The following is a 20,424-nucleotide window of genomic DNA, read 5'->3' on the forward strand; positions in this document are numbered from 1 at the left end:
CCCCTGCGGTTACCGTGGTGATCCCCGCCGTTCCCCTCGACCGGTGGGTGAGGAGGTCGGATGTGGGTAGGGACTGGCGGGAGCGGTCCAGGCGTGTCGGCGGCGCCGTGCTGCGGCGCGCACGCCGGGGCCTGACCGCCCCCGCGCCGCCGGCTCCCCCCGTCACCACACCTCAGCAGCGGCAGGACGCCCGGGTCGAGGAGGCCCTGGCGGCCGTCGGCGCGGTGGAGGCCTCGGACGCCGGCTTGCCAGCGACGACGTCGCCCGTCGCGCTGCTCGCGCTCGACCGGGTCGTCCGCCGGCCCGACCTGCCCGCACGGCTCACTCACCTCGTCCCCGCCTCGCTGCGCGGCAGCTGGGAGGGTCGTGCCGGCGTCCGTCCCCTCGAGGCCCCCGTCGCCGCGGACGCCGTGGTGCTGGCCAAGTTCGACCTGGGGTCGCGGGTCAAGCTCCGGGCGGGGTATGCCGAGGCGGGGCTGGCCCTGGCCGTGCAGCCGCGGCGGGCCGACGGTACGTCGGGGGTGACCGGCGCGGCCCGCTCGGCCGAGATGGTCAACCGGCACGTCCCCGGCCTCGCGCCCACCCTGCACGCGGTGGGGACCCTGGACGGGGGGTACGACTGGCTCGTCGAGGACTGGGTTGAGGGCGAGCCGCTCGTCAGCGATCATCGGCTCGCGGCCCACCTCGACCCGCTCCTGGAGCGGCTCGCCGAGCTGCACCGAGGTCACGGCGTCCGCCACGCACGACCGGCCGAGGTGTGGGGGGAGAGCTTCCTGCAGCAGTGGGGAACGGTCCGGGATGAGGGTCTGGTCAGCGACGCGGTGGGCGGGGCCGTCGCCCGCCTCGTCGCCGCCGACCGCCTGCTCCGGGTCTCCTGGACCCACGGTGACCTCGCGGCCTCCAACGTCCTCCTGACCGACCGCGGTCTCGTGGTCATCGACTGGGAGCACGCCGCCGAGCGACCGGTGATGTACGACGGTGCCCGCCTGCACCTGTTCGCCGCCGACCCCGCACGGACCGTCGGACGGATCCGCGCCCTCTGGGGCGGGGAGCCGGCCAGGTCCACCTACCCGCCCGAGCAGGAGCTCGCGATCCTTCACGCCCGCCTCGTCTGCAACGCCCCCAGGCGGCTGGCCCGGCTCGCGGACCACCCACGCCGGGAGATCTACGTCCGGCAGCTCGCACGTCAGACGGACCTCCTGGCCGGCCTGCTCGAGCTGCCCCCTGGACCTCTGCCGACCGCGTAGGGGCGCCCGGGGCGGTGGTGACCTCTGGCCGTCGATGCCGGGACCTTGGTCCCTACTACTGATCGTCGTACTCAGGCACAGTAAACGTCATGGAACCTCGGCCACGGGGTTCTGGGCCGGCCTTCCCCGACCGGCCCCAACCCACGATCCGGGTTCTCACCCGGAGGAGGATTCTCATGACACAGCGCCTTCGCCTCGTCGGGATCATGCTCATGGTCTTCGGCCTGGTCTTCTTCGGCGGTTCCGCCGTCGCCTTCAGCATGTACCAGGACGGCGCGCACTCGCTGCAGAGCTTCAGCGAGGTTCAGGGCGTCGAGCTCGACTACAACGACCAGGGCCAGCTGGTCGACCGTGGCGACACCGCGGCGGCCGAGGGCATCATGGCGATGCTCGAGGACGAGTGGGGCTACCCGGTCTCCGACCGTGAGATGGACCCGAACGACCCGCTGGTGAACACCGCGAGCGAGTACATGTACCAGATGGCCGTGGTCACCCACCACGTCATCGACGGCACCTACGAGGTCACCCTGACCGAGGACCAGGTCGTCGACGCCGACGGCAACGCGCTCACCGAGCTCGCGATCAACGGTGAGACCGTCCCCGTCCCCGACCCGTTCCCGGCCGACGGCTGGACCTTCGAGGTCAACGGTGACGGCCGCTACTGGAACGACTTCGACCGGACCAACCCGGTCGACGCCGCCGCCCGTCCGATGATCTGGACCGGCACCGTCCACGGCCTGGTCGGCGAGCTCGGTGTCGGCACCGTCACTGCCTCCGCCCTCAAGCTGGCCCTCGGCTTCACCGCCCTCCTCGCCGGCCTCGGCGCGATCAACCTGCTGACGGGTGCGGGCCTGTTCTGGGCCGCCGGTCCCCGCAAGGCCGCCGAGCTGCCCGCGGCCCCGGTGGAGCAGCCCGAGCTGGAGCGCATCGGCTGACGATCACCAGCTGTCCCCCGGATGAGCCGGGTGCGGAGTCCCGCACCCGGCTCTCTGGCGTGCGGGGCCGCTCGCCTCGGCCTCGAGGGCTGAGCCGGTCCGCGGCGCTACCCTGACCCGGGTATGCCGTCACGCCCCGACCCCCCGTCCTCCGCCCCCGCGTCCTCGCGCCTGCGCGAGGTGTCCCGGGCCGAGCTCGTGGCCACCGGCGGGAACGACCCCTGGCTGCGCTGGGCCGTGCCCGACCCCGTCCCCCACGCCCTGCTGCAGGACGGGGTCGCCGTCGTGCAGAGACGTGGGCACCGTCCGGGCTTCTGGGTGGTGCCGCTGCGGCCAGGGTCGCCGCCGGGGTCCCCGCCCGCCGGTGGGGCGCTGGCCCAGGAACGCGCCCGGGTGGTCACCGTCCTGCAGTCGTTCGTCACCGCCGGACTGCTGGCGGACTGGGGCGCAGCGTCGGCGACGGTGCCGCAGGAGCACGCCACGGCGGCGCGCTCGGTCCTGCCCCTCACCGACCAGGGCGGTGACTGGGAGTGGATGTGGACCACCACCGCACCACGCCCGGACCCCCGGGAGGCCCGCCTGGTCGAGCTGGACGACCGCCGGGACGCCGAGGAGCTGCTCGCCTTCGCGCAGGCCCACAACCCCCGCGTGTGGACCACTATCGGGGAGGGCCAGGTCGAGCGCTGGGTCGGGGCTCGCGGCGACCGGGGCGAGCTCGTGGCCGTCGGCGGAGCCGAGCTGGAGGCGACCGGGGTGCCCCACCTTGCCGGCATCCTGACCGCCACCCATGCCCGCGGTCAGGGCTGGGGAGAGGTCGTCTCCTCAGCCCTGACCCGTTGGGCGGTGGACCGCGACGGGGTGTGCACGCTCGGCATGTTCAGCGACAACGCGACGGCCCGCCGTCTCTACCGGCGGCTGGGCTACGTCACGGCGCGGGCGTGGCACTCGCGGATGCTCAGCCCTGGCGCGGGTTGACCTCCTCCGCCCCCTGGGGGGCAGCCGCACCCTTCTCCGGCTCGGCGTCGACGCCGGCCTCCTTGCGCTGCTCGGCCGTGATGGGGGCCGGGGCCGCGGTGAGCGGGTCGAAGCCGCCGCCGGACTTGGGGAAGGCGATGACGTCGCGGATGGAGTCCGTGCCGGCCAGCAGAGCCACGATCCGGTCCCAGCCGAAGGCGATCCCGCCGTGCGGCGGCGCACCGTACTTGAACGCCTCCAGCAGGAAGCCGAACTTCTCCTCCGCCTGCTCGGGAGAGAGGCCCATCAGCCCGAACACGCGCTCCTGCACGTCCCGCCGGTGGATACGGATGGACCCGCCGCCGATCTCGTTGCCGTTGCAGACGAGGTCGTAGGCGTAGGCCAGCACGGCGCCCGGGTCCGACTCGAGGGAGTCGACATACTCGGCCTTGGGCGAGGTGAAGGCGTGGTGCACCGCGGTCCAGGCGCCCGACCCGACGGCGACGTCGCCCGCGGCGACCGCCTCGCCGGCCGGTTCGAGGAGCGGCGCGTCGACGATCCAGAGGAAGCTCCAGGCGTCCTCGTCGATCAGCCCGACGCGCCGGCCGATCTCCAGGCGGGCCGCGCCGAGGAGGGCGCGCGAGGTCTTCGTCGGGCCGGCAGCGAAGAAGACGCAGTCACCCGGACGCGCGCCCACGTGGGCGGCGAGGCCCTGACGCTCGCCGTCACCGAGGTTCTTCGCGACTGGTCCGCCGAGCTCACCGTCCTCGCCGACCGTCACGTAGGCCAGGCCCCTGGCGCCACGCTGCTTGGCCCACTCCTGCCACGCGTCGAACTGCCGCCGCGGCTGCGACCCGCCGCCGGGCATGACGACGGCACCGACGTACTCCGCCTGGAAGACCCGGAACGGGGTGTCCGCGAAGTAGTCGGTGCACTCGGTGAGCTCGAGGTCGAAGCGCAGGTCCGGTTTGTCCGAGCCGTAGCGGCGCATCGCCTCCGCGTAGGTCATGCGCCGGAACGGCGTGGTCAGCTCGATCCCGCGGACCGCCCACACCGCCCGGGCGACGGCCTCGCCGAGCTCGATGACGTCGTCCTGCTCGACGAAGCTCATCTCGATGTCGAGCTGGGTGAACTCCGGCTGCCGGTCGGCGCGGAAGTCCTCGTCGCGGTAGCAGCGGGCGATCTGGTAGTAGCGCTCCAGCCCGGCAACCATCAGCAGCTGCTTGAAGAGCTGCGGGCTCTGCGGCAGGGCGTACCAGCTGCCCGGCTGCAGACGGGCCGGGACGAGGAAGTCGCGGGCGCCCTCGGGCGTCGACCGGGTCAGCGTCGGGGTCTCCACCTCGACGAAGTCGCGCTCGGCCAGGACACCCCGCGCGGCCGCGTTGACCCGGGAGCGCAGGCGCAGGTTCTGCCCGGCGGCGTTGGCGCCGGGCCGGCGCAGGTCCAGGTAGCGGTGGCGCAGGCGGGCCTCCTCACCGACGCTGACGCGCTCGTCGATCTGGAACGGCAGGGGTGCGGACTCGCTGAGCACCTCGATGTCGACCGCCACCACGTCGACGGCACCGGTGGGCAGGTCGGGGTTGACGTCCTTGTCCGCGCGGGCGGTCACCTCGCCGACGACCTTGACGCAGTACTCGTTGCGCAGGTCGTGGGCGCTTCCGGTGAGGACCTCGTCGCGGGCGACGACCTGGACGACGCCGCTGGCGTCACGCAGGTCGACGAACGCCACGCCGCCGTGGTCGCGCCGCCTGGCCACCCAGCCGGTGAGGGTGACGGTGGTGCCGACGTGCTCGGGTCGCAGGGTGCCGGCCTCGTGCGTGCGAAGCATGGGGTCTCCTCTCGGGTCGGTTCCGACAGGGACGGGTGCCCTGGCGGAGGGCAGCCCTGAAAGGTGTGGGCGGGGGCCAGGTCGCGGTGCCACCACACCTTCGCCGAGGAGTTCTCGGCCTCTCGTCGGTCCGCCGCACGCGCGGTGCACGGGCGGGCCCGCAGGTCCGGCGGGTCGTCACTCCGCCCCGTGCACGGGAGCCAGTCTAGGACGCGCCGGGCTGCCGTCGCACCACCGTTCCCGGCGCGCGGGGCGCAGGTCTGGCAGGGTGCGGGTATGACGCTCGTCCAGGGGGACCTGCCCGGCACCGACCACCGGGCGCGGCGTGGTCCCCTGCTCCGGCTGGCGGCCGCGGCGGCGCTGGTGCTGGGATGGGTCGTGCACCTGGTGGCCTCCTTCGGCGGCGGGTACGAGAGCGTGCCGTGGGCAACGCTCGAGCACGAGCAGCACCGGGTCACCTCCGTCTCCGTGGTGACCTCCGACCCCTGGCCGTCGGGTCCGTGGTGGACGGTGACGGAGCCGCGCGGCACCAGGCTCACCGACCGCTCCGACCTCGCGGACGGCAACCCGTGGCAGGTGGTCTACACCGTGAGGGACGGGCAGCGGCTTCGGGTGGCCGACCCCCAGCACGGCGCGTTCGGACCGCCCAGCTCCACGAGCGGCTGGAGCTCCGAACCCTCCGGCGAGGAGCTGCTGGACGCCCTCCTCGCGCGGGACCTGCCCGCCGTCGGGACCGGGATCATGCCCTCCGCCTGGCGCGTCAGCGCGGTGAGCGGGCTCGCCCTGGCGCTCGGCACGCTCGTCCTCGTGGTGGCCGGGCCCCGGCCGGTGCACGGCAACCGGTGGTTCTGGTTCTGGATCGTCCAGCTCCCCGCGGCCCTGGGGGTGCTCGCGTACGCGGTCTACGAGCTCGGGGGGCGCGGCCACGCCCGGGCCGCCGCCGAACCGGAGCGACGGGAGGGCGGCGGGTGGGGCTTCCTGCGTCTCCTCGCCGGCTACGTCGTCATCGGCCTCGTCGTCAGCCTGCTCGCCATGCTGCTCGGCACCACCGTCGTGCCCCTCTGACCGGGGCCGGTCAGCCCCGCCGGGCGTGCAGCGCCAGCACGGCCAGCATCATCGGGCCGTTGCGCACCTGCCCGCCCAGCACGGCGGACACGGCGTCCTCCAGGGAGACCCAGCCGCACGGCATACCCGCCTCCTCGTGCTCCCGCTCGTGCCGGTCCGCGTGGGGGACGTCGGTGAGCCCGGTCGCGAGGTAGACCGTGATGACCTCGTCGAGCCCGCCGGGAGACGGCGTGAACGACACGAGCTCCTCCCAGTCCGCGGCCACGAGGTCGGCCTCCTCGGCCAGCTCGCGCTGCGCGGCGAGCACGGGGTCCTCCCCCGGGACGTCCAGCAGCCCGGCGGGGATCTCCCAGTCCTCGGCGGCCACCGGGTGGCGGTACTGCCGGATGAGGAAGATCTCGGGCACGCCGCGGTCCTCGCGCAGGGCCAGGATCGCGACCGCGCCGGTGTGCGCGACGTACTCGCGGACCACCTGCCCCTCGCCCAGCCGCAGGGTGTCTCGCCGCACGTCCCACACCCGGCCGCCGAAGACCGTCTCGCTGGCGACCACGTCGGCCCGCCCGGGCAGGTCGCGCAGCTCGGCAACCGGGAGGCGGGGGGCGTCCAGGCTCATCGGGTATGCCGTGCGGAAGGTCCGCCGGTCACGGCAGCTCGTGCTGGTGGTGGCGCACCTCGACCTCGACGAGCCGCTGGCTGCGCTGCTGCTCCAGGGCGGCGGCGACCAGCCCGGCGAAGAGCGGGTGCGCGTGGTCGGGCCGCGACCGGAACTCCGGGTGGGCCTGGGTGGCGACGTAGTAGGGGTGCACGTCGCGGGGCAGCTCGACGAACTCCACGAGCGACCCGTCGGGCGAGGTGCCGCTGACGACGAGGCCGGCCTCGCCGAGCTGCTCGCGGTAGGCGTTGTTGACCTCGTAGCGGTGGCGGTGGCGCTCCGAGACGGTGGTCGCGCCGTAGACCTCGGCGGCGACCGAGCTCGCCTCGAGGTGCGCCTCGTAGGCGCCGAGCCGCATGGTCCCGCCGAGATCTCCTGCGCCCTCGACGAACTGCTCCTGCTCGGCCATCGTCGCGATGACCGGGGCGGACGTCTGGGGGTCGAACTCGGTCGAGCTGGCGCCCTCGATCCCGGCCACGTGCCGCGCGTACTCGATGACCATGGCCTGCAGCCCGAGGCAGATGCCCAGCGTGGGGACCTGGCGCTCGCGCGCCCAGCGCAGGGCACCGATCTTGCCCTCGATCCCCCGCACGCCGAAGCCGCCGGGCACGAGGATCGCGTCGGCACCGCCGAGCGCGCGGCTGGCACCTGCCTCGGTGCGGCACTCGTCGGAGGCCACCCAGCGGATGTCGACCCGGGCGTCGTGGCGGAACCCGCCGGCCCGCATCGCCTCGGTCACCGACAGGTAGGCGTCGGGCAGGTCGACGTACTTGCCGACCAGCGCGATCTCCACGCGGTGCTCGGGCTCGTGGACGCGCTCGAGCAGGGCGTCCCACGCCGACCAGTCCACGTCCCGGAACGGCATCCCGAGGGTACGGACGACGTAGGCGTCGAGCATCTCCCGGTGCAGCACCTTGGGGATGTCGTAGATGCTCGGCGCGTCGATGCACGCGGCGACCGCCTCGGCGTCGACGTCGCACATCATGGAGATCTTGCGCTTGATGCCCTCCGGGATCTCCCGGTCCGCGCGGAGCACCAACGCGTCCGGGGTGATGCCGACCTGGCGCAGCGCCGCGACGGAGTGCTGCGTCGGCTTGGTCTTCAGCTCCCCGCTCGGGGCGAGGTAGGGCACGAGCGAGACGTGCAGGAAGAAGCAGCTGGCCCGCCCGATGTCGTGCCGGACCTGGCGGGCGGCCTCGAGGAAGGGCAGCGACTCGATGTCGCCGACGGTGCCGCCGATCTCGGTGATGATGATGTCGGGCCGCTGCCCGTCACCGGGGTCGGCCGGCGCCCGCATCCGCAACTTGATCTCGTTGGTGATGTGCGGGATGACCTGGACGGTGTCGCCGAGGTACTCCCCCCGCCGCTCCCGCGCGATCACGTCGTTGTAGACCTGCCCGGTCGTGACGTTGGAGCGGCCCGACAGGTCGGTGTTGAGGAACCGCTCGTAGTGGCCGATGTCCAGGTCGCACTCGGCGCCGTCCTCGGTGACGAAGACCTCCCCGTGCTGGAAGGGGTTCATCGTCCCCGGGTCCACGTTGATGTAGGGGTCGAGCTTCTGCATCGTCACCCGCAGCCCCCGGCTCCGGAGCAGGAAGCCCAGGCTGGAGGCCGTCAGGCCCTTGCCGAGCGAGGAGGCCACGCCCCCGGTCACAAAGATGTGCTTGGTCTCCGCCACGGGCTGCCAGTCTACGTCACCGTCCCGGGGGTGCCCGCAGGCGGTGGGGGGTGTCGCGCCAGGCGTGAGTCCGGCCTCGCGGCGGCCGTTGGCCGCCTCCGCCATCGCCTCGTGTGCCGGGGCCGCGGCAGTGGGGGTCAGGTGCGCGTCATGCCTGGCCGAGGTATGCCGCCAGCGCCGCCTCGAGCGCGTCGTCCTCCGTGGGCAGCTCGGCCGCCCTCGCCAGCGCACGGCCGCGCAGCGCGTCCCGGAACGCGTCGTCGCGCAGGACCCGTCGGAGCGCCACGGCGACGTCCTCGGGCACGGCCGCGTCGGTGGTGCCCGCGTGGCCGCCGCGCACGAGCAGTGCGGCGTCGCCGACGACCGCCGCGGTCCCGCCGACGTCGGTGGCCACGATCGCCGCCCCCTGCTGCAGGGCCTCCTGGAGCCAGACCGGCTGCCCCTCCCACCGTGCGGTCGAGAGCACGACGTCCGCCGCCGCCAGGAGCGCCGGGACGTCGGGGCGGTGCCCGAGGAGGTGCACCCCGGACCTGTGCTGGGCGGCGAGGCCTGCCAGCCAGGACCTCTCCGGGCCCTCCCCGACGATGACCAGGTGGGCGTCCTCGACGGGGCTGGCCCCCGGGTCGTGGACCTCGACGAGCGCCGCGTGGGCCGCGACCGCCGTGTCCAGGCCCTTCTGCGGGGCGAGACGTCCGACGACCATCACGACCCGGGCCCGGTCAGGCAGGCCGAGCTCGGCGCCGAGGGCGGCCCGGGCCACCGTCCGGTCGACCCGGGCTGCTGACGCGGCGGGCACAACGGCCTGACCGGTCCGGACGGCCCCGGCTCGCGCGGACCGCTCGACCAGGTCGGGCGAGACGCCCAGCACCAGGTCGGCGCCGCGGGCCACGAGCCGTTCCATGGCGACGTAGACGGCTCGCGCTGCCCGACCCTGCGGCGGGTCGTTGTGGCTCGTCACGACCAGCCGCGGGTGGCGCAGCGCCGGGGTGGGCCGACGCGCGGCGACGCCCCGGGCCAGCACCGCCAGGGCACCGGCCCGCAGCCCGTGGGCGTGGACGACGTCCGCCCCGGCCACGAGCGGTCGCAGGGTGCGCAGGGCCAGGACGTCGCGGACGGGGTGCGGTCGCGACCCCACCGGGATCGGGACCGTCCGGCCCAGGTCGAAGCGGGACGAGACGTCCGCGGGGCAGGCCACCACGACCTGGTGGCCCCGAGCCCTCAGGCCCCGGACGAGCATCTCCACGTGGCGACCGACCCCCCCGGCGACGAGCCCGGTCACGAGCAGGACCCTCATCGGGCCGACCTCGACCGCAGGCCGCGCCAGGCCGCGGGGGCGAGCAGCCGCAGGCCGGCGGCCGAGCCGAGCAGCACGAGGGCTCCCCCGCCGGCGGCGCGGAGCAGGCTCGCGCCCCACCCGCCGTCGTCGGTCGGCAGGACCAGCTCCCGCAGCACCAGGGCCACCAGCGCACCGGCCAGGACGCCGGCCCCGGCGCGGGTCGCCCCCCGGACGGCCGAGCTGCCCCACACCGAGCGCACCTCCCTGACCAGCAACCCGCCCGCCAACGTCATGCCGACCGAGGAGCCCGCCGCGAGCACGGCCAGCGTGGTGCCCACGTCGGTGCCGTTCCGCAGGAGGGCGAGCGGGAGCGCCGCCGCGACGGCCCAGCCCAGGGAGGCGGCGGCCGCGGCCCTGCCGGGCGAACCCACGGCATACAGGGCGCGCGTGGCGACGGCGAGCAGCGCGTAGCCGAGCAGGCCGGGGGCCAGCAGCGCGAGGGTGAGGGGCAGGGCGTCCAGGGCCTCGCGTCCCGCGCCTGCCGACCCGGCGTCGAGGAGCACGAAGAGCTGGCCCACCTCGCGACGCACCGCCACGAGCGCCACCGCGGCGGCGACGGCCGCGACCACGGCCCCGAGGAGGGCACCCCGCAGCACCCGGGTCGCCTCCCCCGGGGCGGCGGTGAGCCGCGGGAACGCGGCCGTGGCCAGGGGCACCACGAGCACGGCGTAGGGAAGCAGGTAGGCGGTCTGGGCGTAGGTCCACACGTTGATGCCGGCGACCCCGTCGCTGGCGTTGGTGAGCAGGAGCACGACCACGGCCGTGAGCTGCTGGGCGGCGACGACGGTGACGCCGGCCAGCACGAGGGCGCCGGCCCGACGGCCGGTGCCGTCGGGGAAGCGCCACGTCGGGCGCCAGCGGATCCCGAGACGGCCGGCCGGGACGAGCAGCGGCAGGCTCAGCGCGGCGACGCCCAGCGTGGTGCCCCCGGCGAGCAGCCACAGGGCCGAGGGTGGCAGCGACCCGACGGGCCGGGTCGGGTCGTGGGCCGCGCCGAACGCGAGGTAGATCCCGATGACGACCACGCTGGAGAGCAGCGGTGCGAGCGCCGCGGCCAGGAAGCGGCGGTGGGCCTGCAGGACCCCGCTGAGCACGATCCCCACCCCGTAGAGCACCACCTGCGGGGCGAAGAGGACCAGCATGAGGCGCCCGGCGTCCTGGACCGCCCCGGGGTCGCACCCCTCGGGCGACCCGAGCAGCCACGCGGTGACGGGACCGGCCGCGAGGGCGACGAGGACCGCGAGCGGCAGGAGCACCGTGACGGCCCAGGTGGCCAGGGCCGACGCGGTGCGGTCGGCCGCGCCCTCGTCGCCGCGCTGGAGGTGGCCGGCCACCAGCGGGACCGCCACCGCGGCCAGCGCCCCGCCCGCAGCCACCTCGAAGAGCACGTTGGGCACCGTGTTGGCCGTCGCGTATACCTGGCCGACGCAGGTGGCACCGACCGCCTGCGAGAACACCACCCACCGGACCAGGCCGACGGCCCGGGCGGCCAGGGTCACGACCGCCACCAGGCCCGCCGCCGCCACCAGCCCGCCCGGGGCGAGCCGTCCGCTGGGCCGGGGACGGCCCGCGTCGACGCTCACGCCGGTCGGCCCCAGCGGTCGAGGGCGCGCAGGACGGGCGTCGCGTCGATGACACGGCTGAAGCTGACCCGCTCGCTGGCGAGCACCAGACCGGCCACCAGGGCCAGCGCCGCCGCCCGGCCCCGAGGCCCCAGGGTCTGGGCTGCGGCCAGCCCGACGGCGGCGCCGAGGGGGTTGGCGCCGGTGTCGCCGAGCATCGACCGCCCACGCAGGTCGTCCGGCAGCACCGTCAGGCCCGCGCCGCTCACGGCGGCGGCCGTGGGCGTTCCCCCCAGCCCGAGAGGTATGCCGCAGGCCAGGGCCACCTTGAGGGCGCGGCCGGGGCGCAGGTCGAGAAGGTTCGCCAGGTTGGCAGCACCCGCCACGAGCGCCGCCCCGGTCAGGGTGTCCAGGAGGACGGTGAGCGCGTCGTGCTCGCCGGTCCTCCCCGACGACCGTCCTGCGCGGGCGTCCGACCAGGCGCACGCCACGAGCCCGGTGCCGCCCAGGACGAGGACCTTCAGCGCGCCGGTGGTCACCGTCCCCCGCCGCAGGGCGCCCAGGTGGCCGCGCAGCCCCTTGGTGGCCGTCCCGCCGGTGAGGTCGTCGACGGCGCCGGCCAGGGCGCTGCCGCCGACGGCGAGCGCGGCCGGCGGGTCGAGCAGCACCAGGGGTGCCGCCGTGCCCACGGCGAGGGCGACCCCCTCGGTGAGGGTGACGGGGGCGCCGAGGTGGTTGGTGCGCTCCCAGCGTCCGCTCCCACCCGGGAGCCGGCCCTGTCGGTGCAGCGTACGCACGCCGACGGCGACCCCCGCGGCGACGCAGGCGGCCACTATCGCGCGCCGGCCGGCCCCCGCCGCCCGCCCGGCGGCTCCCGCCGACCTCACGGGGCCGTCGTGGACGAGGCGTCGTCGGGCACCGGCGCGGTCGGGGTCGGTCCGCCGACGCCGGGGACCCCGCCGCCCGACGGCGTCCGCGTGCGCGGGACCGCCGGCAGGGCGGTCTGCGCCTGCCCCCCGACCCCGTAGTGCCCGGCCTGGCCGTCCAGCTCCCAGGCGACCGCCATCGCGGCGGCCACCTGACCGCTGACACTCTCCAGGTTGTCCACGGTGGAGACCTCCTCGGCGAGGTCCTCGTCCTCGCGCACCGCCGTGACGAGCGGGTCGACCGTCTCGACGCCGGCGTCGCTGAGCGTCTCCCCGCCGGTGGCGGTGACCACCGTGGGGGTCTCGAGGGCGGCGAGGGCAGCCACGAGCTCCAGCCGCAGGCCGAGACGCTCCACGCCGGGCTGCTCCTCGGCGGCCTCCACGCTCAGCCCTCCGCTCTCGATGACCAGGACGTCAGGAGGTCGCCGGTCGGTGAGGCCGACCGCGGTCTCCTGGCGCCAGGTGAGGTCCACGAGGCCGGCCGACTCCATCTCCTCCGCCGCCTCCAGCCAGGCCCCGACGGCACCGACCCCGTCGGCCCCGGCGAGCGTGGCGGCGAGCACACCCGCGGCCGTCGGTCCGGTCCCGTCGCCCACGTCGGGGACGTCCAGGGTCGAGGCCAGCCGTTCGAGCAGCTCGACACGCTCCGGCGGCGGCTCCAGGTCCCCCGCACGGTTGTCCACCTCGACCATCAGCACCACGTCGGCACCGGCCAGCTCCAACCGGTCCTCGAGCTCGCCCAGGACGTTGCGGTCCGCCCCCGGCAGCAGGACGAGGCCCACGCGCGAGCCGTCGAGGGTACCGGGCAGGATCGTCTCGGAGAGCACCGCCACGGCCTCGTCCTTGACGTCTGCCCGGCGCGTCGCGTCGTCCACCTGGGCGCGCAGGTCCGCCCGTTCGTCGCGCAGCTGGGCCACCTCGCTCTCCAGGGTGGAGGAGATTCCCTCCCGCAGGGGACCGGCGCCCAGGGCGATGCCGACCGCGAGCGCGATGAAGACGGCCACCAGCGAGACCAGGTGGTAGCGGAAGTCGATCATCGGAACACCCCCTCGACCCACGCCCAGACGTCGTCCCACCGCACCGCCAGGACGCCGAAGAGCGCGCGTCCACCGGGCGTGGCGGCCAGCGCCACCCCCAGCGCGAGCAGCCCGGCGAGCACCAGCCACACGAGCGACAGGGTCGAGATGCGCGAGCGGTAGAGCAGGCTGACCCCCTTGGCGTCGACCAGCTTGCTGCCGACGCGCAGGCGGGTCAGGAACGTGCTCGCCATACCCTGCCGGCCCTTGTCCAGGAACTCCACGAGGGTCGCGTGGGTCCCGACCGCGACGATCAGCTCCGCGCCCTTGTCGTCGGCGAGGAGCATCGCGACGTCCTCGCTGGTCCCGGGCGCGGGGAGCACCACGGCGTCGGTGATGCCCAGGGCCTCCACCCTCTCCAGGCCCGGTGCCCGACCGTCCCGGTAGGCGTGCACCACCAGCTCGGCGCCGCAGGTCAGGGCGGCGTCGGAGACGGAGTCCATGTCGCCGACGATGAGGTGGGGGCGCAGCCCCTGCTCCAGCAGCGCGTCGGCGCCGCCGTCCACCCCGATGAGCACAGGTCTGGCCTCGCGGATGAACGGGCGCAGCGTGTGCAGGTCCTCCTTGTAGTGGTAGCCCCGCACGACGACGAGGGCGTAGCGCCCCTGCAGGTCGGTCCGCAGGGTGGGCACGAAGATGCCGTCGAGGAGGAGCTGGCGCTCGGCCCGGACGTACTCCATCGTGTTGACCGAGAACGCCTCGATCTGGCTGGAGAGGTTGGCGCGGGCGTCCTGGAGCTGGCTGGCCACGAGCGCCTCGGTCAGCCGGACGCCCCTTGCGACGACCTCGCCGTCGACGCGCAGCTCGTCCCCCGAGACCGTCCCGACGGCCCCCTCCGGGATCTCCATCACTGCGGGACCGACCATGTCCAGGAGCGGGATGCCGGCGGACAGGACGATCTCGGGGCCACGGTTGGGGTAGGAACCGGTCGTGCTCATCGCCGCGTTGACGACGGCGGCCGGCGCGCAGGCGACCAGCGCGTGGGCGCTGACCTGGTCGAGGTCGTCGTGGTCGATGACGGCGATGTCGCCCGCCTGGAGGCGCTTCGTGAGGTCCTTGGTGCGCGGGTCGACCCGCACCGTGCCCGAGACGGGGGACCCGCTCTGCCCGGTCCGGGAGCGGTGCCGCCTGCGTGTCGTCATGGTCCCGCCATCGTCGCACGACGCGCGAGCAGCTCCCGGGCGTGCTCGAGCGCGGCCTGCGAGTCGTCGACACCGCCCAGCATGCGCGCGAGCTCTGCCTCGCGGTCCTCGCCCACCACGGCGGTCACGCCGCTGCGCGTGACCTGCCCGTCGGTGCTCTTGCGGACCACGAGGTGCCGGTCCGCGTGGGCGGCGACCTGCCCGAGGTGGGTGACGACGATGACCTGGGAGGACCTGGCCAGCCGGGCGAGCCGTGCCCCGAGGTCGAGAGCGGCACGCCCGCCGACGCCGGCGTCCACCTCGTCGAAGACGTAGGTCGCCACTCCCCCGCCACCGCACACCACCTCCAGGGCCAGCATCACCCGGGACAGCTCGCCGCCGGACGCGGCCCTGGTCACCGAGCGTGCCGGGGCTCCCGGGTTGGCCGCGAGGCGGATCTCGACGTCGTCGAGCCCGTGAGCCCGGGGGCGAGCCATCCGCCCGTCGGGCAGGGGAACCTGCGCGGGGGCGCCACCCTCACCCTCCCCTGCTGCGGCACCGGCGGCGGCGGAGCCACCGGCGGAGGCAGCACCGTCGGCGGGCTCGACGACGCGCTGCCCGACGTGCACCGAGACGGTCGCCGAGCCCATGGCGAGGTGGCGCAGCTCCGCGGTGACCTCGCGGCCCACACGCTCGGCCGTGCGCACGCGCGCGGCACCGAGGTCCGCGCCCAGGCGACCGACGTCCGCGGCCAGCTCGGCGGTGCGGCGCTCCAGCGCCGTCCGGTCCTCGTCCGAGACGTCCAGGCCGGCCAGCTCCTCGGCCGACGTCCTGGCGAACGCGAGCAGCTCGGTGGTGCCCGGACCGTACCTGCGCAGCAGCGCGCCCAGCGCGGCGCGCCGGCGGTGCACCTCGTCGAGCCGCTGCTCGTCGACCTCGATCCCCCCGGCGTAGGAGGCCAGGTCGGCCGCGAGGTCGGAGGAGAGGTAGGAGATCTCGTCCAGGCGGGCGCGCAGGCCGGCCAGCTCCTCGTCGTGGGCGGCGACCGGTGCGAGCGCGGTCGACGCGGCTGAGAGCATCCCGGTCACGAAGGGCTGGTCCTCGCCGACCTCGTCCGCCCCGCCCAGCGCCGCGTGCGCGACGAGTGCGGCGTTGCGCAGCTCCTCGGCGTGGGTCAGCCGCTCGGACTCCGCGCGCAGGGCCACCTCCTCCCCCTCGGTGGGCCCGACCGCCTCGATCTCGGCGAGGGCGGCGCGCAGCATCGCGATGCGCAGCTCGCGCTCGACGGAGGTGCGGGACAGCTCGGCCAGGCGGGCGCGCGCGGCCTGCCACTCGTCATACCTGCTGCGGTATGCCGCGCGCGCGGCGGCGACCTCCTCCCCACCGGCGTCGTCCAGCAGCAGACGGTGCTGGTCGGCGTCGCGCAGCCGCCACTGGTCGGCCTGGCCGTGGACCGCGACGAGGTGCTCGCCCACCTCGGTAAGCACCCCCACCGGCGCGGACCGGCCGCCGACATAGGCCCGTGAGCGACCTCCCGCCTGGACGGTCCGCACCAGCAGCAGCCCGTCCCCGGCGTCCCCGCCCGCCTCCTCGACCCGGCGGGCGGCGGGGTGGTCGGCGGGGACGTCGACCTCCCCCTCGACCACGGCCTGGGCGGCACCGTCGCGCACCAGGCCCGCGTCGGCCCGGGCGCCGAGGAGCAGCCCGAGCCCGCTGACCACCATCGTCTTGCCGGCCCCCGTCTCGCCGGTGATCACGTTGAGGCCCTCGGTGAGCTCGAGCTCGGCGTCGTCGATCACCCCGAGCCCCTGGATCCGGATCCGCCGCAGGGTCACGCGCGCCCCTCGACGTGCTCCCCCGACCGGTCGCTGTCCCGGTGGGCGACGGTGTCGGTGCCGAGGTCGGCGAGGGCCCGCCCGCCTCCCACCGGCCCCCTCCACCCGGTCACGGGGAGGCCGAACTTGGCGACGAGCCGGTCGGTGAACGGCGCCTCGGTGAGACGGACCAGCAGCACGGGGGTCTCCGAACGCCGGACCTCGATCCGCGCCCCGGCGGGCAGCTCGACGGTCCGGCGCCCGTCGCACCACATCACCCCGTCGACGTAGGAGTGGGGGACGACCTCGACGGCCAGGCGGGTGTCCGGACCGAGCACGAGGGGGCGCGCGAACAGGGCGTGGGCGGAGATGGGGACGAGCAGGATGGCCTCGACGTCGGGCCACACGACCGGTCCACCTCCGGAGAACGCGTAGGCGGTGGACCCGGTGGGCGTGGAGACGACCACGCCGTCGCAGCCCCACGTCGACAGCGGCCGCCCGTCGACCTCGACGGCGACCTCGAGCATCCGCTCGCGGGCGGACTTCTCGACGGAGGCCTCGTTCAGGGCCCAGTTGGAGGAGATGACCCGACCCTCGTGGACGACGTCGACCTCCAGGGTCATGCGCCGCTCGAGGTGGTAGTCGCGGGTCACGATGCGGCCCACGACCGCGTCGACGTCGTCGCGCTCGGCCTCGGCCAGGAAACCGACACGCCCGAGGTTGACGCCCAGGAGGGGGGCGCCGGCGGGTCGAGCGATCTCGGCGCCGCGCAGGATGGTGCCGTCGCCGCCGAAGACCACGACCAGCTCGCACCCGGTCGCGTCGACATGCGGCGGGACCGGGCTCTTGTTGTGCGTGACGACCCGTCCGGCGCTGAGCACCTCGTGGGTGGGCTCGCCCTCGGGGACCAGCTCGACCTCGATCCCGTGCGCCTCCAGGCGCTCGGCGAAGGTGCCGGCCAGGTCGGGTGCGTCCGGGCGCGTGGGGTGGGTCACGAGCATGATCCGACGGGTCACGTCTCCTCCTCCGCGCGAAGCTGGGCACGCACCGACGCCAGGTCGTCCGGCGTCAGGCCCCAGTCCATCATGCCGGGGCGACACGGGCGGGCCCACAGGAGGTACTCGACGTTGCCGCCGGCCCCCCGCAGGGGCGAGCGGACCAGTCCGAAGGGCGCCAGCCTGTGCGTCGGCAGCGCCTCCAGGACGGTAGACAGCGCCTCCTGGCGAAGACCCGCGGAGCGCACGACGCCGTCGCGGGCCAGGCGCTCGGGACCGACCTCGAACTGCGGCTTGACGAGGAGCACCACGTCGGCGTCCTCGCTCAGCAGGGGCGGCAAGGCGGCGAGCACGTGGCGGGCCGAGATGAAGGAGACGTCGACCACGGCCACGCCGACCGGGCCGCCGATCGTCCCGAGGGAGGTGCTGCGGATGTTGGTCCCGGACAGGTCCTGGACGGCGGGATGGGCACCCACCCGCGGGTCGAGCTGACCGTGCCCGACGTCCAGCGCGACCACGTGCGTGGCGCCGTGCCGCAGGAGGGCCTGCGTGAAACCGCCCGTGGAGGCGCCCACGTCGAGGCAGCGGCGGTCCCGGACCCTCAGGCCCAGAGGTTCCCAGGTGGTCAGGGCGTGCTCGAGCTTGAGCGCGCCGCGGCCGACCCAGCCGGCCGCGATCCAGTCCGACTCCCCGCCGGTGGTGCCGGGGCGCACCGTGACGTCCCGCCCGTCGTCGACCGGGGTGGACGGCTTGACGACGACGACCCCGTCGACGTGCACCCGCCCGTCGCGCACCAGCGCCTGCGCCTGTGTCCGGGAACGGGCAAGCCCGCGCCGCACGAGCACGGTGTCCAGGCGCGCCACGCCGGCTCCGGCGTCGGTCACCGGCGCGACGGGCCCGGTCGCGCGTCGGCGGGGGACGCGGAGGTGGGGACGGGGGTGGTGAGCCGGGCCTGCAGGGCTCGGTGCGCCTCGACGGCCGCCTCGACCTGCTCGGCCGGCGGACCGTCGAGGGACCGGGCGAAGGTGCTGAGCGCCTCGTCCACACTGCGGTCACCGGTCGACGGCGGGTCGGGCCGGGTCGGGGTGCCGGGCTGGTCCATCAGGCGCTCCAGAGCTGCTCGAGGTCGGGGATGCGGGGGACGACGTGGTCGGGCCGCTCCTGCGGGCCGGCGTCCTGAGCCTCCTGCGCCGAGGAGACCCCGGTGAGGACGAGGGCACTGCGCATGCCGACGGCCACGGCCCCGGCGATGTCGGTGTCCAGCCGGTCCCCCACCATGAGGCAGTCCGCCAGCGGCACGTCGAGCGCGGCCAGGGCCATCCGGTATGCCGGGGCGTGCGGCTTGCCGACCACCTCCGGACGGCGTCCGGTGGCGTGGGCGACGGCGGCGACCAGGGACCCGTTGCCGGGGCCGAGCCCGCGGGCGGTCGGGATGGTCGCGTCGTCGTTGGTCGCGATCCAGGAGACGCCGGCGCGGATGGCGTAGACCGCCTCGGTGAGGTCGGAGACGTCGACCCCGGGCCCGTAGCCCTGGACCACCGACACCACCCGCAGGTGGTCGCCGGTGGTGAGGGCGGTCCGCACCTCGTCCGCGGGTCGCCACGGCAGCCCCTCCTGGGTCAGGGCCGCTCCCACCCCCTCGCCCCCGACGGTGAGGACGACGTCGCCCGCGTGCAGCTGCAGACCTCCTCGCGCCACCCGGTCCGCCAGCGTGCGGGCGGCCACCTGGGAGGCGGTCATGACCTCCTCCGGTGCCACCGGGAGCCCGAGACCGGTGATGTGCGCCGCGACGTCCTCCGGCGTCCGTGAGGCGTTGTTCGTCATGAAGAGCAGCCTCACCCCTGCCTCCCGCGCGGCGGAGAGACCCTCCACGGCGCCGTCGCAGGCGTGGTCACCGCGGTAGACGACGCCGTCCAGGTCGACGAGCATGCCGCGGACCCGACCGCTCACGTCGGCGACCCCGGGCGATCGTCCTCGCGGGCGGCCCCGTCATTCCCGTCGGCCTCCTCCTCGTCCCACCCGAGGTCGACGAGCTCGGGCTCCTCCTCGAGGCCGAGGACCTCACGCACGTCGGTCTCGCCGTCGGCGTCCAGGGCTGCGGCGCGCACGTACCACTCCTTCGCCTCCTCGGCCTGGCCGTCCGCCTCGAGGGCTGCGGCGTACGCGTAGCGCAGACGCACCGCCCAGGGAGCCTGCGGGTTGCCCGCCAGGGCCAGGTCCCGGAGATGCTGCACCGCGGCCGCGGTCTGGCCCATGTCGCCGCGTGCACCCGACACGACGATGGCCATCTCGATCTGCTCCGCGGGGGCGAGCCGGCGCGCCTCGGGGGTCGAGGCCAGCTCCAGGGCTCGTTCCGGTCGTCCGAGACCTCGCTCGGCGTCGGCCATGAGAGGGAGCAGGTGATGCGTCCCCGACAGCCGTCGGGCGGTGCGGAACTCCGCCAGGGCCTTGGCCCACTCCGCCCGCCGGTAGTGCACGACACCGAGTATCTCGCGCACCCCCGCGACCCGACCCGCGCGACGGCTGGCGGCCTGGGCGTGCGCGAGGGCCTCGTCGAAGTCCTCCTCGTCGAGGTAGCGGCCCACCGCGACGAGGTGGCGCGCCACGCCCTCGGCGTTGTCCTTGCTCAGGGTGAGGAGCTCGGAGCGGATCTCCTTGGCCAGCATCCCGGGCTCGATGTCCTCGGGGATCTCCGGGTCCGGCTCACGGCGTGGACGGGAGTCGCGGTCGCGGGGCGGGCGACGGTCGCCGTACCTGTCGTCGCGGTCGCGCGGCGGACGGGTGCCCCGGTCCCGCGGCGGACGGGTGTCCCGGTCCCGTGCGGGTCTGCGGTCGTCCCGGTCCCGCGGCGGACGCCCGTCCCGGTCAGGTGCGGGTCTCCGGGCGTCCCGGTCCTGCGGCGGTCGGCGATCGCCTGACCGGTCCTCCTGCCGTCGCTGCGGCCGGTCGTCCCGGTCACGAGGTGGCCGGCGGTCGCCGTCGCGGGCGTCACGCGGGGGCCGCTGGTCCCGGCGGGAGCTCTCACGCCCGGGCGTGCCCTCCCCGTCACCAGGCCGACGATCATCAGTCATGGAACTCACTCTCCTCGCCTCGCGTGTGGGGGGTGCGGAAATGCGGACGGGCCCTGGTCGTCACCCGAGGGTGTCGACCAAGGCCCATCCTAGAAGTGGTCCGGCGGTGTCCTACTCTCCCACACCGTCTCCAGTGCAGTACCATCGGCGCTGTCAGGCTTAGC

18 protein-coding genes are annotated in these 20,424 nt (G+C 75.1%); 4 read left to right on the forward strand and 14 right to left on the reverse strand.

Annotated elements, in window-relative coordinates:
• Positions 1 to 62 precede the first annotated feature (62 nt).
• From D4B81_RS03530 to D4B81_RS03540, 3 genes are all read left to right on the forward strand, one after another.
• On the forward strand, positions 63 to 1,247 hold the full coding sequence (locus tag D4B81_RS03530) for a phosphotransferase family protein (RefSeq protein WP_122261089.1): 1,185 nt from the start codon (positions 63 to 65) through the stop codon (positions 1,245 to 1,247).
• 176 nt (positions 1,248 to 1,423) lie between these two features.
• Complete coding sequence (locus tag D4B81_RS03535) at positions 1,424 to 2,182, forward strand: hypothetical protein (RefSeq protein WP_122261090.1); 759 nt, start codon at positions 1,424 to 1,426, stop codon at positions 2,180 to 2,182.
• A gap of 123 nt (positions 2,183 to 2,305) precedes the next feature.
• The gene (locus tag D4B81_RS03540; protein WP_122261091.1) at positions 2,306 to 3,157 is read left to right on the forward strand and encodes a GNAT family N-acetyltransferase; all 852 of its coding nucleotides are present in this window, start codon (positions 2,306 to 2,308) and stop codon (positions 3,155 to 3,157) included.
• On the opposite strand, the gene aspS is transcribed toward D4B81_RS03540, so the two are convergent.
• Positions 3,138 to 4,964 carry an aspartate--tRNA ligase gene (gene aspS / locus D4B81_RS03545; RefSeq protein WP_122261092.1) on the reverse strand — a complete coding sequence of 609 codons (1,827 nt, stop codon included), beginning with the start codon at positions 4,962 to 4,964 and terminating at the stop codon, positions 3,138 to 3,140. The two genes, D4B81_RS03540 and aspS, sit on opposite strands and share 20 nt — an antisense overlap.
• 276 nt (positions 4,965 to 5,240) lie before the next feature.
• Here aspS and D4B81_RS03550 point away from each other — a divergent pair, with 276 nt between their 5' ends.
• Positions 5,241 to 6,029, forward strand: a complete 789-nt coding sequence (locus D4B81_RS03550; protein WP_122261093.1) for a DUF1109 domain-containing protein — start codon at positions 5,241 to 5,243, stop codon at positions 6,027 to 6,029.
• A gap of 10 nt (positions 6,030 to 6,039) precedes the next feature.
• Here D4B81_RS03550 and D4B81_RS03555 read toward each other — a convergent pair whose 3' ends face one another.
• From D4B81_RS03555 to D4B81_RS03615, 13 genes are all read right to left on the reverse strand, one after another.
• Positions 6,040 to 6,642 (reverse strand): NUDIX domain-containing protein, encoded by a 603-nt coding sequence (locus tag D4B81_RS03555; RefSeq protein WP_122261094.1) that lies wholly within the window; start codon positions 6,640 to 6,642, stop codon positions 6,040 to 6,042.
• 28 nt (positions 6,643 to 6,670) lie between these two features.
• Entirely contained in the window at positions 6,671 to 8,359 is a 1,689-nt protein-coding gene (locus tag D4B81_RS03560) for a CTP synthase (RefSeq protein WP_237565785.1), read from the reverse strand.
• 148 nt (positions 8,360 to 8,507) lie between these two features.
• Complete coding sequence (locus tag D4B81_RS03565) at positions 8,508 to 9,653, reverse strand: glycosyltransferase family 4 protein (protein ID WP_122261096.1); 1,146 nt, start codon at positions 9,651 to 9,653, stop codon at positions 8,508 to 8,510.
• Complete coding sequence (locus tag D4B81_RS03570) at positions 9,650 to 11,278, reverse strand: lipid II flippase MurJ (protein WP_161964975.1); 1,629 nt, start codon at positions 11,276 to 11,278, stop codon at positions 9,650 to 9,652. The genes D4B81_RS03565 and D4B81_RS03570 overlap by 4 nt, the downstream gene beginning before the upstream one ends.
• Positions 11,275 to 12,144, reverse strand: coding sequence for a hypothetical protein (locus tag D4B81_RS03575; RefSeq protein ID WP_122261098.1), 870 nt, complete (start codon positions 12,142 to 12,144; stop codon positions 11,275 to 11,277). The genes D4B81_RS03570 and D4B81_RS03575 overlap by 4 nt, the downstream gene beginning before the upstream one ends.
• Positions 12,141 to 13,220: a copper transporter gene (locus tag D4B81_RS03580; RefSeq protein ID WP_122261099.1), complete on the reverse strand. Its 1,080-nt coding sequence runs from the start codon at positions 13,218 to 13,220 to the stop codon at positions 12,141 to 12,143. The genes D4B81_RS03575 and D4B81_RS03580 overlap by 4 nt, the downstream gene beginning before the upstream one ends.
• A complete protein-coding gene (gene steA, locus D4B81_RS03585; RefSeq protein ID WP_122261100.1) occupies positions 13,217 to 14,401 on the reverse strand; it encodes a putative cytokinetic ring protein SteA in 1,185 nt (394 codons plus the stop codon). The genes D4B81_RS03580 and steA overlap by 4 nt, the downstream gene beginning before the upstream one ends.
• Positions 14,398 to 16,215, reverse strand: a complete 1,818-nt coding sequence (gene recN, locus D4B81_RS03590) for a DNA repair protein RecN (RefSeq protein WP_122261101.1) — start codon at positions 16,213 to 16,215, stop codon at positions 14,398 to 14,400. The genes steA and recN overlap by 4 nt, the downstream gene beginning before the upstream one ends.
• Positions 16,212 to 17,210, reverse strand: coding sequence for an NAD kinase (locus D4B81_RS03595; protein ID WP_122261102.1), 999 nt, complete (start codon positions 17,208 to 17,210; stop codon positions 16,212 to 16,214). Before D4B81_RS03595 ends, recN begins: the two co-directional genes overlap by 4 nt.
• A complete protein-coding gene (locus tag D4B81_RS03600) occupies positions 17,207 to 18,073 on the reverse strand; it encodes a TlyA family RNA methyltransferase (RefSeq protein WP_237565786.1) in 867 nt (288 codons plus the stop codon). The genes D4B81_RS03595 and D4B81_RS03600 overlap by 4 nt, the downstream gene beginning before the upstream one ends.
• On the reverse strand, positions 18,070 to 18,291 hold the full coding sequence (locus D4B81_RS03605) for a hypothetical protein (RefSeq protein WP_097187617.1): 222 nt from the start codon (positions 18,289 to 18,291) through the stop codon (positions 18,070 to 18,072). The genes D4B81_RS03600 and D4B81_RS03605 overlap by 4 nt, the downstream gene beginning before the upstream one ends.
• Positions 18,291 to 19,139, reverse strand: coding sequence for an HAD-IIA family hydrolase (locus D4B81_RS03610; protein ID WP_237565787.1), 849 nt, complete (start codon positions 19,137 to 19,139; stop codon positions 18,291 to 18,293). Before D4B81_RS03610 ends, D4B81_RS03605 begins: the two co-directional genes overlap by 1 nt.
• Entirely contained in the window at positions 19,136 to 20,260 is a 1,125-nt protein-coding gene (locus D4B81_RS03615; protein ID WP_122261103.1) for a tetratricopeptide repeat protein, read from the reverse strand. The genes D4B81_RS03610 and D4B81_RS03615 overlap by 4 nt, the downstream gene beginning before the upstream one ends.
• Between the last annotated feature and the right edge of the window lie 164 nt (positions 20,261 to 20,424).

The organism is Ornithinimicrobium cerasi (assembly GCF_003702705.1).
Lineage (GTDB): Bacteria > Actinomycetota > Actinomycetes > Actinomycetales > Dermatophilaceae > Ornithinicoccus > Ornithinicoccus cerasi.